Origin of the sequence: Streptomyces hundungensis, from assembly GCF_003627815.1 — a bacterium.
Taxonomy (GTDB): domain Bacteria; phylum Actinomycetota; class Actinomycetes; order Streptomycetales; family Streptomycetaceae; genus Streptomyces; species Streptomyces hundungensis_A.
The window spans coordinates 5676952-5689609 of sequence record NZ_CP032698.1 but is presented as its reverse complement, the minus strand read 5'-3'; the positions used below and the strand labels follow the sequence as shown (position 1 = coordinate 5689609).

Annotated in this window: 10 protein-coding genes; 1 reads left to right on the top strand and 9 read right to left on the bottom strand. The window is 70.4% G+C overall.

Going from position 1 to position 12658, the window contains the following annotated elements; all coding sequences use genetic code 11:
* Positions 1–9 precede the first annotated feature (9 nt).
* The 6 genes from mreD to folC form a co-directional block, all read right to left on the bottom strand.
* Entirely contained in the window at positions 10–684 is a 675-nt protein-coding gene (gene mreD / locus DWB77_RS25225) for a rod shape-determining protein MreD (protein ID WP_120723406.1), read from the bottom strand.
* 12 nt (positions 685–696) lie between these two features.
* A complete protein-coding gene (gene mreC / locus DWB77_RS25220; protein ID WP_120723405.1) occupies positions 697–1815 on the bottom strand; it encodes a rod shape-determining protein MreC in 1119 nt (372 codons plus the stop codon).
* A 123-nt stretch (positions 1816–1938) separates the two neighbouring features.
* Positions 1939–2958 (bottom strand): rod shape-determining protein, encoded by a 1020-nt coding sequence (locus DWB77_RS25215; protein WP_053727412.1) that lies wholly within the window; start codon positions 2956–2958, stop codon positions 1939–1941.
* A 267-nt stretch (positions 2959–3225) separates the two neighbouring features.
* On the bottom strand, positions 3226–3639 hold the full coding sequence (gene ndk, locus DWB77_RS25210) for a nucleoside-diphosphate kinase (RefSeq protein ID WP_120723404.1): 414 nt from the start codon (positions 3637–3639) through the stop codon (positions 3226–3228).
* An 87-nt stretch (positions 3640–3726) separates the two neighbouring features.
* Positions 3727–4077, bottom strand: coding sequence for a DUF4233 domain-containing protein (locus DWB77_RS25205; RefSeq protein ID WP_120723403.1), 351 nt, complete (start codon positions 4075–4077; stop codon positions 3727–3729).
* Between the two features lie 5 nt (positions 4078–4082).
* On the bottom strand, positions 4083–5588 hold the full coding sequence (folC, locus tag DWB77_RS25200; RefSeq protein ID WP_120723402.1) for a bifunctional tetrahydrofolate synthase/dihydrofolate synthase: 1506 nt from the start codon (positions 5586–5588) through the stop codon (positions 4083–4085).
* Between the two features lie 101 nt (positions 5589–5689).
* Here folC and DWB77_RS25195 point away from each other — a divergent pair, with 101 nt between their 5' ends.
* Positions 5690–6697: a rod shape-determining protein gene (locus DWB77_RS25195; protein WP_120723401.1), complete on the top strand. Its 1008-nt coding sequence runs from the start codon at positions 5690–5692 to the stop codon at positions 6695–6697.
* A 280-nt stretch (positions 6698–6977) separates the two neighbouring features.
* On the opposite strand, the gene DWB77_RS25190 is transcribed toward DWB77_RS25195, so the two are convergent.
* The 3 genes from DWB77_RS25190 to DWB77_RS25180 form a co-directional block, all read right to left on the bottom strand.
* On the bottom strand, positions 6978–8186 hold the full coding sequence (locus DWB77_RS25190; RefSeq protein ID WP_120720370.1) for an IS110 family transposase: 1209 nt from the start codon (positions 8184–8186) through the stop codon (positions 6978–6980).
* A gap of 382 nt (positions 8187–8568) precedes the next feature.
* Complete coding sequence (locus DWB77_RS25185) at positions 8569–9729, bottom strand: sensor histidine kinase (RefSeq protein WP_120723400.1); 1161 nt, start codon at positions 9727–9729, stop codon at positions 8569–8571.
* A gap of 185 nt (positions 9730–9914) precedes the next feature.
* Positions 9915–12539 (bottom strand): valine--tRNA ligase, encoded by a 2625-nt coding sequence (locus DWB77_RS25180; RefSeq protein WP_120723399.1) that lies wholly within the window; start codon positions 12537–12539, stop codon positions 9915–9917.
* Positions 12540–12658: the final 119 nt, after the last annotated feature.

Genomic DNA, 12658 nt, shown 5'->3' with positions numbered 1-12658 from the left:
CCCCCTGGTTCACAGTCGCTTGACGCCCTTGATGCGGCCGGCGCGGGCCGCCCTGTTCCTGGCGGCCTTGATCCGCAGACCGCCGCGCTGGTTGCCGATGCGCAGACCGGTGCCGCCGGAGAGCCAGCCGGAGGTGATGTTGCTCTTGGGGCTGCCGTTGGCGGTGGTGTCGGCGAGCGGGTCGTTCTCGGCCCGCCGGGCGATCGCCATGATCAGCGGCACGGTGAACGGAGCGAGCAGCAGATCGTAGACGGTGGCCGTGAACAGCAGGCTGGGCAGGCCGACATGGCGGGCCGCGGTGTCTCCCACCAGGGCCCCGACGGTGGCGTAGAGCAGCGTCGAGCCGATGGCCGCGCCGACCACCACCAGCATCGGGCCGACCGCGGTGCGCAGCCGTCCGTGGTCGGGCTTGGCGAGGCCGGCGAGGTAGCCGATCACGCAAAGCACCAGGGCGTAGCGCCCGGCGGCGTGGTCGGCGGGCGGCGCCAGGTCGGCGAGCAGCCCCGCGCCGAAGCCGACGAAGGCACCCCCGAGATGGCCGTACACCAGGGCCAGACCGAGGACGGTCAGAAGCACCAAGTCCGGTACGGCGCCGGGGAGTTGGAGGCGGGCGAGGACGCTCACCTGGATGACGAGGGCGACGACGATCAGGGCGGCGGAGAGGAGGACCCTGTTGAGACGCATCTGGATCAGCTCCTACTGCTCGCCGTCGGCGTTGGCGTTGCCGTTGCCGTCCGGGTTGGGCTTCGGATTGGCGTTCGGGTTCGTTCCGGCCGGTGGGTTGGCGTTGCCCGCCGGCGGGTTGGCGTTGCCGCCGGCCGGGTCGGGCTTCGCGTTCGGGTCGGGGTTGCCGACGCCGTTCGCGTTCTGGTTGGCGATGTCCGTGTTGCCCTGCGGGTTGGGCGTCCCGGACGGGGTGGCCGTGACGGTGACCGTGGGCGTCGGGGTGGGCTGGGGCTTGGCGGGCAGCACCTGGTCGCGCGGGTCGGTGCGCGGGGCCTGGACGACGACGCCGACGATGTCGAGCTTGGTGAAGCCGACGTAGGGGCGTACGTAGATGGTGCGGGTGAGGTCGCCGCCCGAGGGGTCGACCTTGACGACCTCGCCGACGGGAACGCCGGGCACGAACGGCTTGTCGGCCTGGGAGCCGAAGGTCACCAGGCGGTCGCCGGGGTTGACCTTGGCCTTGCCGTTGAGCAGCTGCACCGAGAGCGGACGGTCGCCGTGGCCGGTGGCGAAGCCGAGCTCGTCGCTCTTCTCCATCCGGGTGCCGACGGTGAAGTCGGGGTCGTTGGCGAGCAGCACGGTCGAGGTGGAGGGGCCGACGGTGGTGACCCGCCCGACCAGGCCCTCACCGTTGAGCACCGTCATGTCGCGCTGGATGCCGTCGTTGGACCCGGCGTCGATGGTGACCGTCCAGGAGAAGCCCTGGGCCGCTCCTATGGCGACGACCTGGGCGGCCTTGATGCCGTACTGGCCTTCGCCGGCGGTCTTCAGCATCGCGTCGAGCTGGTTGAGACGGCTGCGGTTGCGGGCGTCGCTGCCGAGCCTCTGCTTGAGGGCTTCGTTCTCGGCCTGGAGGGCGGAGATCCTGTCGTGGCGCTTTCCTGAGTCGCGTACCGCGCCGATCGCGTTGCCTACCGGGTCGACGGCGGCCGCGACCCCGTTCTCCACCGGTCCGAAGACCGCGGCGGCGGCCTGCCGGGCGCCGTCCACCGGTGAATTCGCCCCGCCTCTGATGTCGACCGTGATCAGCGCGAACGCTACGGCGATCAGCAGCACCAGGAGCAGCCGGCTCTCTCGTGTGTCCCTCACGTGCGGCGGCCGTGCCTTCCTCGTAGGAATGTGGGTGATCTACAAGATCTCTTCGATCTGTATATCAACGATCCGCCGTACGGGTTGGCAGTGACCCATACGGCGGACAGCAGGCTCCGGGAGCTAGCGGCGGGGCTGTGCGTCGAGCACCTGCTGGAGCGCTTCGAACTCCTCCACGCACTTGCCGGACCCCAGGGCGACCGAGTCGAGCGGGTCCTCGGCGATGTGGATCGGCATGCCGGTCTCCCGGCGCAGCCGCTCGTCCAGGCCGCGCAGCAGGGCGCCGCCGCCGGTGAGGACGATGCCGCGGTCCATGATGTCGCCGGAGAGCTCGGGCGGGCACTTGTCGAGCGTCGTCTTCACGGCGTCGACGATCGCGTTGACGGGTTCCTCGATCGCCTTGCGCACCTCGGCCGCGGAGATCACCACGGTCTTGGGCAGCCCGGAGACGAGGTCGCGGCCGCGGATCTCGGTGTGCTCGTCCTTGTCGAGGTCGTACGCGGAACCGATCGTGATCTTGATCTGCTCCGCGGTGCGCTCACCGAGGAGGAGGGAGTACTCCTTCTTGATGTGCTGGATGATCGCGTTGTCCAGCTCGTCGCCCGCGACCCGGATCGACTGTGCCGTGACGATTCCGCCGAGCGAGATGACGGCGACCTCGGTGGTGCCGCCGCCGATGTCCACCACCATGTTGCCGGTGGCCTCGTGGACCGGCAGACCCGAGCCGATGGCCGCGGCCATGGGCTCCTCGATGATGTGCACCTGGCGGGCGCCCGCCTGGGTGGAGGCCTCGATGACGGCGCGGCGCTCGACTCCCGTGATGCCCGAGGGCACACAGACCACGACGCGCGGGCGGGCCAGATACCGGCGCTTGTGGATCTTCAGGATGAAGTAGCGGAGCATCCGCTCGGTGATTTCGAAGTCGGCGATCACGCCGTCCTTCAGGGGCCGTACGGCGACGATGTTGCCCGGCGTACGGCCGATCATCTTCTTGGCTTCCGCGCCGACCGCCAGGATGCCGCCGGTGTTGGTGTTGATGGCGACGACGGACGGCTCGTTCAGGACGATTCCGCGGCCCCTGACGTACACCAGCGTGTTGGCGGTCCCGAGGTCGACAGCCATGTCACGGCCGATGAACGACATTTTGTTGCTCCCCATGAGGATGCGTCCGGCCTTCCCTAATCGAGCGTTGACGGCTTCTCAGGTCGGCGAGGTGGGTGCGTTGAGCGTGAGGCCCCATCGTAGTCCGGCCTGCGCGGACACGGCGCGGTGGTCCACCTCAGTAATGGTGACGTCGTGTCGGGGCGATGCGTTCCCGAAGTCGGCCCGCATATGCCCAGGGACGACCGAAATTCCTTCGGTCGCCCCAGGTCATGAGCGCTATATGGCTGACATCGCGTCAGTATGTGTTCAGGCGCGGCCGGGGAAGAAGAGCTTCAGTTCCCGCTCGGCGGACTCCTCGGAGTCCGAGGCGTGGATGAGGTTCTCCCGGACGATGGTGCCGAAGTCGCCGCGGATCGAACCGGGGGCCGCCGCGATCGGGTCGGTGGGACCCGCCAACTGGCGTACACCCTCGATGACGCGCTCACCCTCGACGACCAGGGCGACGACCGGGCCCGAGGACATGAACTCCACGAGCGGCTCGTAGAACGGCTTGCCCTTGTGCTCGCCGTAGTGCTGCTCCAGGGTGTCCTGGTCCAGGGCGCGCAGTTCGAGGGCGGTGATCTCCCAGCCGGCCTTGCGCTCGATGCGGCCGATGATCTCGCCGACCAGCGAGCGGCGGACGGCGTCCGGCTTGAGGAGGACGAGGGTGCGCTGCGTCATGGTGTACGGCTCCTTGGCAAACGTGTGCGGTCCGCCGAGATTACCGGGTGTAGCCGAAGCCCCGGCACCCGGTCCCGCCAAGGGCCCTCAGGCCCCCGGCTGGGCCTCGGCCGCCGCGGCGAATCGCGCCTTCGCCTCGTCGATCTTGCGGCCGTAGTGCACCGAGGCCCACCACAGGGCGCCGAAGACGAGGCCCATGAAGAACATCAGCGGAACGGCGAAACCGCTCGCGATCAGGGCGACCTGGAGGGCCCAGCCGAGCTCGACCCCGCCGCGCCGGCCGAGCATCCCGCACAGCAGCACCGAGAGCAGCATGCCGATGCCGCACACCGTCCACACGGTGGTGGTGGCGAGGTCGGGGTCCTTCATCGCGACCAGGCCCGCGAAGGCGATCACGAAGAATTCACCGATCAGGGTGGACGCGCAGAGCGTACGCATCGGGCTCAGCCCCTCTTCAGCAGCAGCCGGGCGTCGCCGACCGTGAACACGGAGCCGGTGACGAGGACGCCCGCGCCCGCGTACTCGTCCTCCTCCTCGGCGAGGGTGATGGCGGCCTCGATCGCGTCGTCGAGCCGGGGCTCGACCACCACCCGGTCGTCGCCGAACACCTCGACGGCGAGGGCGGCCAGCTCGTCCACGTCCATGGAGCGCATGGAGGTGTTGGCGGTGACGACCACCTCGGCCAGGACCGGCTCGAAGGCTTCGAGGACGCCCTTGACGTCCTTGTCGGCGCTGGCGGCGATCACGCCGATCAGACGGGAGAAGCCGAACGCCTCGGTCAGGCCGTCCGCGGTGGCGCGGGCGCCCGCCGGGTTGTGCGCGGCGTCAAGCACGACGGTGGGCGAGCGGCGCACGACCTCCAGGCGGCCGGGCGAGACGACGGCGGCGAACGCCTTGCGGACGGTGTCGATGTCCAGCGGGCCGGGCTGCTGGGAGCCGACGCCGAAGAACGCCTCGACCGCGGCGAGCGCCACCAGCGCGTTGTGCGCCTGGTGGGCTCCGTACAGCGGCAGGAAGACGTCCTCGTACTCGCCGCCGAGGCCCCGCAGGGTCAGGAGCTGGCCGCCGACGGCGACCTCGCGCCGCACGATGCCGAACTCCATGCCCTCGCGGGCCACCGTGGCGTCCGTCTCGACGGCCTTCTTCAGCATGACCTGCGCCGCGTCGACGGGCTGCTGGGCGAGGATCACCGTCGCGCCCTGCTTGATGATCCCGGACTTCTCGACGGCGATCTCGGCGGGCGTGTTGCCGAGCCGGTCGGTGTGGTCGAGGTCGATGGGGGTGACGACGGCGACGCCCGCGTCGATGACGTTCGTCGCGTCCCAGGAGCCGCCCATGCCGACCTCGATGACGGCCACGTCGACCGGCGCGTCCGCGAAGGCCGCGTACGCCATGCCGGTGAGGACCTCGAAGAAGGAGAGCCGGAACTCCTCGCGCGCGTCCACCATCTCGACGTACGGCTTGATGTCGTCATACGTCTCGACGAAGCGCTCGGCGGAGATCGGCAGGCCGTCCAGGCTGATGCGCTCGGTGATCGACTGGACGTGCGGCGAGGTGTAGCGCCCCGTGCGCAGCTCGAAGGCGCCGAGCAGGGCCTCGATCATCCGGGCGGTGGAGGTCTTGCCGTTGGTGCCGGTGATGTGGATCGTCGGGTAGGCGCGCTGCGGCTCGCCCAGGACGTCCATCAGGGCGGCGATGCGGCGCACCGACGGCTCCAGCTTGGTCTCGCCCCAGCGGCCCGCGAGCTCGGTCTCGACCGCGCGCAGCGCCGCGTCCACCTCGGGGTCGGCGGGGCGGCCGGGCACGGCCTCGCCCTGCGGCGCTCCGCCGTGGGTGCGCAGGGTGCGGCTGCCCGCTTCGATCACCGCCAGGTCGGGGTCTCGGGTGGTCTCGGCTTCGACGATGTCGTCGAAGTCATCGGCTTCACGGGGGTCGGGCTGCTCGGTCACGGGACCAGTCTACGGAGGGGTACCGACAGGACCTTGGACCCGCCCCTTTCGGGACCTTCGGCCCCCGGGTCCCCGGCACTCCCCCGGCAAACTTGGCGATCATGGACATAGGGATCGACCTCGGGACCGCCAATACGCTTCTCTACGCCCGCGGGCAGGGCATCGTGCTCAACGAACCGTCCGTGGTGGCGATGAAGGAGGGCGGCCGCACGGCGCTCGCCGTCGGCACGGAGGCCAAGGAGACCATCGGCCGCACGCCCGGCTCGATCACCGCGATCCGGCCGCTGCGCGACGGGGTGATCAGCGACTACGAGGCGGCCGAGGAAATGATCCGCCACTTCGTGAAGAAGGCCGTGCCCGGGCGCAGGCCGCGCACCCGCATGGTGGTGTGCGTGCCGAGCGGGGTGACCCCGGTGGAGCGGCGGGCCATCGTGCACGCAGCGCAGCGGGCCGGCGCGAAGGCCGTGCACCTCATCGAGGAGCCGATGGCGGCGGCGATCGGGGCCGGCCTTCCGGTGGCCGAGCCGCGCGGTTCGATGGTGGTGGACATCGGCGGCGGCACCACCGAGGTCGCGGTGATCTCACTCGGCGGCATCGTGACCTCGCAGTCCCTCAGGGTGGGCGGCGACCGCCTGGACGCCGCGATCACCGACTACGTACGCAAGGAGCACTCGCTGCTCATAGGCGAGCGCACCGCCGAGGACGTCAAGTGCGCGATCGGGTCGGCGTGGCCGGTGCCGGGCGACGAGGAGCTGGAGGAGCGGACTTTCAGGATCCGGGGCCGCGAGAAGGTGCGGGGCCTGCCCAAGACGCTCTCGCTCACCACGCGCGAGGTGCGGGCCGCCCTCGACGAGCCCGTGGAGTCGATCATCGCGGCGGTGAAGGTGACCCTGGAGGAGTGCCCGCCGGAGCTGTCCGGGGACGTGATGGAGCACGGCATCATGCTGACCGGCGGCGGCGCGCTGCTGCCGGGCCTGGACCTGCGGATGGCGTCGGCGACCGGCATCCCGGTCTTCGTGGCGGACGACCCGCTGGACTGTGTGGTGCTGGGTTCGGGCAGGTGCGTGGAGGACTTCGACGGGTTGCAGCGGGTGCTGACCGGCGCGTAGCCCCTCTCCGCAGCCCGGGGCCACGCCCCCAGCCGGCTCGACACTGGCCCACCTACCAGGCCCCCGAGAACCCGCGCGCCTTGCCGGCCCGGCACTGGCCCACCTACTAGGGGCGCGGGGAACTGCGCGACCAGCCCACGACGGGCCGCACCGATCCACGTACACGCGGAAGCGCGACACCCCGGTGCCGGGCACCTTCGTCCGCGGACCATGGGACCCGTTCGCGCAGTTCCCCGCGCCCCGGGGGGTGCCTCTATGTCCTTCGTCAAGCCTGAGCTGGTCATGCGACGGCTGCTTCAGGGACGCGTGGTTCGTAGAAGGTGCCGTCGCGGAGCATGGCGAACAGGACGCTGATGCGGTGGCGGGCGAGGCGGAGCAGGGCCTGGGTGTGGGTCTTTCCCCGGGCCCGGCATTTGTCGTAGTAGGTGCGGGAGGCGGGATCGTGCAGGGCTGCGAACGCGGACAGGAACATTGCGCGTTTGAGCTGCCGGTTTCCGCCTCGTGGTGCGTGTTCGCCGTGGATCGAGGTCCCCGAGGACTTCGTTGTCGGGGCGAGGCCGGCGTAGGAGGCCAGGTGGGCGGCGGTGGGGAAGCTGGTGCCGTCGCCGACGGTGACCAGCAGAACTGCGGCGGTCCTGACCGCGACCCCTGGCATCGAGGTCAGGACCTTGGAAAGAGGGTGGTCCTCCAGCAGGGCTTTGATCTGGGCTTCCAGGGCCCGGCGTTGTTCGTGGACCGCCGCGAGCGATCGGGCCAGGGAGGGCACGACCGTGTCGAGGGTGCCGGTGCCGGGAACGACCACGGTCTGTTCGTCCAGGGCGTCGAAGACGTCGTCGACCAGCCGGGTAGCCATGCGCGGGGCCTTGGGCCGGATGAGTTCGACGAGTCTGCGGCGGCCGGCTTTCCGCAGGGCGGCCGGGGAGCCGTAGCGTTCCAGCAGCCAGGTGACGGCGGGGTGGTCCAGGCGGGGGCCGAGGACGCGTTCCAGCGAGGGGTGGAACTGGGTGAGCAGGCCGCGTATCCGGTTGGAGGTGCGGGTTGCCTCGGCGGCGAGGTCCTGGTCGAAGCCGGTCAGGACGGTGAGTTCGGCGGTGATCTCGTCGGTCAGCTCCAGAGAGCGCAGCGTGTGCGGCATGGTGCGGGCGGCGTCCGCGATCACCGCGGCGTCCTTCGCGTCGGTCTTGGCCTCGCCCGGGTAGAGGTCGGCGATGCGGCGCATCGCGAGTCCGGGCAGGTAGGCGACCTTGCAGCCCGCGTCCCGGGCCACGGTCAGCGGGAGGGCTCCGATGGAGGCGGGCTGGTCCACGATCACCAGGACGGTGCCGAACTTCGCGGTCAGCTTGTCGAAGACGGCCCGCAGTTTCGGCTCGCTGTTGGGCATCGGCTTGTCGAAGACCTTCTTCCCGGCCGGGGTGAGCCCATGGCCGTGATGAGCGGTCTTGCCGACGTCCAGGCCGAGGAACACGCCTACGTCTTCGGTGTCGAACATCGTGCCCTTCCAGCAGAGTTGAACGTGCCGGCCTTGGCAGTGGTGTCGTACGCGCGCATCCACGTTATGCAGACCTGCCGCCCGCGAGCTGTCCGGCATTGCGCCGGACCGGGTGGTGGCCGGACCTCTCATCAGCGTCTCCGACGGCACCTCCCGGGCCCGGTGACACCACCCCCCAGGTCATCCGTTCGACAGGGGGCAACAGTCATGCCGGGCCCGGAGGCCAGCGGCCCTCTTGCAGGACCGCGAAGAAGATAACGGGGCTGACCTACGTGGTCGTCCGCAGGCCGTGCGTGGCTGGGCGCGCAGTTCCCCGCGCCCCTGGGGAGTTGGGGGCTGGGCAGCGCCGAGAGGGAAGGCCCCCCGGGGAGGGCAGCCCCGGTCAGCCGATCGCGCCCGCCGGGAGCGTGGCCCGGACCTCGTACGTCGTGTCGGTACGGGTCGTCGCGAGCGAGCCGCCCATGCTCTCCACCCGTTCCCGCATCGAGGACGTCCCGGTCCCGGTGGAGACCGGGGCCTTGACCGGCGCCGAGCGCGGCAGCGGGTTCTGCACGGTGACCACGAGGTCCCCGGCAGCCAGCCGGATCGTCACCGCGACGGGCTCGCCCCGGGCGTGCTTGACCGAGTTGGTCAGGCACTCCTGGACCACCCGGTAGACGGCCGCCTGCCGCAGCGGGGACAGCCGGTGGGCGGCCTCCTCGATGTCGAGACCGACCGGGGTGCCCGCGAGCCGGCTCTCCTCGGCGAGCGCGTGCAGCCCGTCGATCCCGGGGGTGGCGGTGCGTTCGTCCGCGCGCCGCACGATGATCTCGTTGAGCATGAGGTGGGCCCGGCGCGCGGTGTCGGCGAGCTCCTCGAAGTCCTTGTGGTGCGGCTCGTTCCTGGCCCGTACCGCCAGCACCTCGGAGCGCACCGCGAGCATCGTCAGCTCCCGTCCCACCATGTCGTGCACGTCCCGGGCGACCGAGACCCGCTCGGCCTGCACGGCGTGCAGGGCCGCGCTCTCGGCGCGCTGGACCTCCAGCTCGTGGACGAGGTCGTGCCGGTAGGCGGAGATGCCGACGCCGGAGGCGAGCACGCCCACCGGCACCACGATCGCCAGGAACGAGCTGAGCGTCTCGCCCCGGATGTCGGGCCACCCCGGCAGGTTGAACAGGACGTACGCCACCGCGATGTATCCGCAGGTGGCCAGGATGCCCGCGCGGCGGCCCCGGAAGCGGCCCAGCGAATACAGCGCGAACTGCACCAGGTTGAGCTGGTGCAGCCAGCCCAGGAACACCAGGGCGACCAGATACGGCACCCATGGCCATCGGCGCCGCAGCAGCAGGGTCGCCGCGCCCAGGGCCAGGACGGGCGGCGCGGTATAGCTGTTGAGGGAGTTGTCGCTCCGGGCCAGGCCCGGCACGTCCAGGACCATCAGGCCGAAGCAGCTCAGTGCGATCAGCACGTCCAGGGCGCGCTCCTCGCCCACCCAGCGGGTGCCCGTCGCCCGCGCCGCCGCCAGCGCGCGCTGTGGCGCGGAGGTGGGGAGCGGGGTGTGCATGCCTTCCATCATCCAAGGTCTTTGGGCCCGAACGCCCGAGTCGAACGGCCCCCATGTAGTGATATGTCGCACGCTCCCCTCGTCCGCCCCGCCGCTGCCGGGCCCGGGGCGGCCGCCCCGCGCGCATGAGGAAGGCCCCCGGGACCGAGGTCCCGGGGGCCTTGCTCACCTCGCCATGACGCCGGTCAGCCCTGGGGCAGCGACGCGATCTGGCGGGCGATGCGCTCGATGTCGGACTCGGCCTTGGCCAGCCGCGTACGGATCTTGTCGACCACGTTGTCGGGGGCCTTCGCGAGGAAGGCCTCGTTGCCGAGCTTCTTGTTCGCGTCCGCCTTCTCCTTCTCGGCGGCGCCGAGGTCCTTGGTCAGGCGCTTGCGCTCGGCCTCGACGTCGATGGTGCCCGACAGGTCGAGCGCGACCGTGGCGCCGGCGACCGGCAGCGAGGCGGTGGCGTGGAAGTCCTCGCCGGCCGGCTGGAGCCGGAGCAGCTGGCGGATGGCCGCCTCGTGCGGGGCCAGCGCCGTGCCGGTCAGGGTGAGCTCGGCCGGGACCTTCTGGCCGGGCTGGAGACCCTGGTCGGAGCGGAAGCGGCGGACCTCGGTGACGACCTGCTGGACCAGCTCGATCTCGCGCTCGGCCGCCTCGTCGCGGAAGCCGCTGTCACGCGGCCAGTCGGCGACGACCAGGGACTCGCCGCCGGTCAGCGTCGTCCACAGGGTGTCGGTGACGAACGGGACGATGGGGTGCAGGACCCGCAGCATCACGTCGAGGACCTCGCCGAGGACCCGCCCGGAGACCTTCGCCTGCTCGCCGCCCGCGAAGAACGTCGTCTTCGACAGCTCGACGTACCAGTCGAAGACCTCGTCCCACGCGAAGTGGTACAGCGACTCGCTGAGCTTGGCGAACTGGTAGTCCTCGTAGTACGCGTCGACCTCGGCCACGGTCTTGTTCAGCCGCGACAGGATCCAGCGGTCGGTCGCCGAAAGCCGCTCCACGGGCGGGAGTTCGCCCTCGATGGTGGCGCCGTTCATCAGCGCGAAGCGGGTGGCGTTCCAGATCTTGTTGGCGAAGTTGCGGGACGCCTGGACCCAGTCCTCGCCGATCGGCACGTCCGCACCGGGGTTGGCGCCCTTGGCCAGGGTGAAGCGGACCGCGTCCGAGCCGTAGGCGTCCATCCAGTCGATGGGGTCGACCGCGTTCGGGTTGGACTTCGACATCTTCTTGCCGAACTCGTCGCGCACCAGACCGGTCAACGCGACCGTCTTGAACGGGACTTCGCCGTCCATCGCGTACAGGCCGAACATCATCATCCGGGCGACCCAGAAGAAGATGATGTCGTGGCCGGTGAGCAGGACGTCGGTGGAGTAGAACTTCTCCAGATCGGCGGTCTTCTCCGGCCAGCCGAGCGTGGAGAAGGGCCACAGGCCCGAGGAGAACCAGGTGTCCAGGACGTCGGGGTCCTGGTACCAGCCCTCGCCGGTCGGGATCTCGTCGTCGGGTCCGACGCAGACGACCTGGCCCTCGGGGCCGTACCAGATCGGGATGCGGTGGCCCCACCACAGCTGGCGCGAGATGCACCAGTCGTGCATGTTGTCGACCCAGTCGAAGTACCGCTTCGACATGTCCTCGGGGTGGATCTTGACCCGGCCGTCGCGGACCGCGTCGCCTGCGGCCTGCGCGAGCGGGCCGACCTTGACCCACCACTGCATCGACAGGCGCGGCTCGACGGTCGTCTTGCAGCGCGAGCAGTGCCCGACCGAGTGCATGTAGGGGCGCTTCTCGGCGACGATGCGACCCTGCTCCTTGAGGGCGCCCACGACGGCCGAGCGGGCCTCGTAGCGGTCGAGACCCTGGAAGGGGCCGGGGACGGTGATGACACCGCGCTCGTCCATGATCGTCATGGATTCCAGGCCGTGGCGCTGCCCGATGGCGAAGTCGTTCGGGTCGTGCGCCGGGGTCACCTTGACGCAGCCGGTGCCGAACTCGGGGTCGACGTGGGTGTCCGCGACGACCGGGATGGAGCGGTCGGTCAGCGGCAGCTTGATGAGCTTGCCGACGAGGTGCTTGTACCGCTCGTCGTCGGGGTGGACGGCGATCGCGGTGTCGCCCAGCATCGTCTCGGCGCGGGTGGTGGCGACGACGAGGGTGTCGTCCCCCTCGCCGTACTTCAGCGAGACGAGCTCGCCCGGGTCGTCCTGGTACTCGACCTCGATGTCGGAGATGGCGGTCAGACAGCGCGGGCACCAGTTGATGATGCGCTCGGCGCGGTAGATCAGCTCGTCGTCGTACAGGTTCTTGAAGATGGTCTGGACGGCCTTGGAGAGGCCCTCGTCCATGGTGAACCGCTCACGCGACCAGTCCAGGCCCGCGCCGAGCCGCCTGAGCTGGCCGAGGATTCGGCCGCCGTACTCGTCCTTCCACTGCCACACGCGCTCGGTGAAGGCCTCGCGCCCCAGGTCCTGGCGGGACTTGCCCTCCTCGGCGAGCTGCTGCTCCACCTTGTTCTGGGTGGCGATGCCCGCGTGGTCCATGCCGGGCAGCCACAGCGTCTCGTAGCCCTGCATCCGCTTGCGGCGGGTGAGCGCGTCCATGAGCGTGACCTGGAAGGCGTGCCCCAGGTGCAGCGCTCCGGTGACGTTGGGCGGCGGGATGACGATGGTGTACGGGTCCTTCTCGGACCCGGCGTCGGCGGTGAAGTAACCGCGCTCCACCCAGCGCTCGTACAGCTTCCCCTCTACCTCGGCCGGCGCGTACTGGGTCGGCAGTTCGGTGGTGGGCGCTGGGTTCTGCTGCTGAGTGTTCTCGGTCACGGGGTCAGTTTAGGGGTGTCACCGGCCCGCACCGAAACGGGAATGATTCGTAACGGCGGGGCCCCCGATGCACGGGGTCGGCGGCCGTTCCGCGAGGATGTTCGGATCGGATGAACGTG

Bases quoted from the DNA above. Each gene is read 5' to 3' on its own strand.
- DWB77_RS25185 (WP_120723400.1), bottom strand. From the start codon at position 9,729: ATGCACACCCCGCTCCCCACCTCCGCGCCACAGCGCGCGCTGGCGGCG.
- DWB77_RS25195 (WP_120723401.1), top strand. From the start codon at position 5,690: ATGGACATAGGGATCGACCTCGGGACCGCCAATACGCTTCTCTACGCC.
- DWB77_RS25205 (WP_120723403.1), bottom strand. From the start codon at position 4,077: ATGCGTACGCTCTGCGCGTCCACCCTGATCGGTGAATTCTTCGTGATC.
- DWB77_RS25190 (WP_120720370.1), bottom strand. From the start codon at position 8,186: ATGTTCGACACCGAAGACGTAGGCGTGTTCCTCGGCCTGGACGTCGGC.
- ndk (WP_120723404.1), bottom strand. From the start codon at position 3,639: ATGACGCAGCGCACCCTCGTCCTCCTCAAGCCGGACGCCGTCCGCCGC.
- mreD (WP_120723406.1), bottom strand. From the start codon at position 684: ATGCGTCTCAACAGGGTCCTCCTCTCCGCCGCCCTGATCGTCGTCGCC.
- DWB77_RS25215 (WP_053727412.1), bottom strand. From the start codon at position 2,958: ATGTCGTTCATCGGCCGTGACATGGCTGTCGACCTCGGGACCGCCAAC.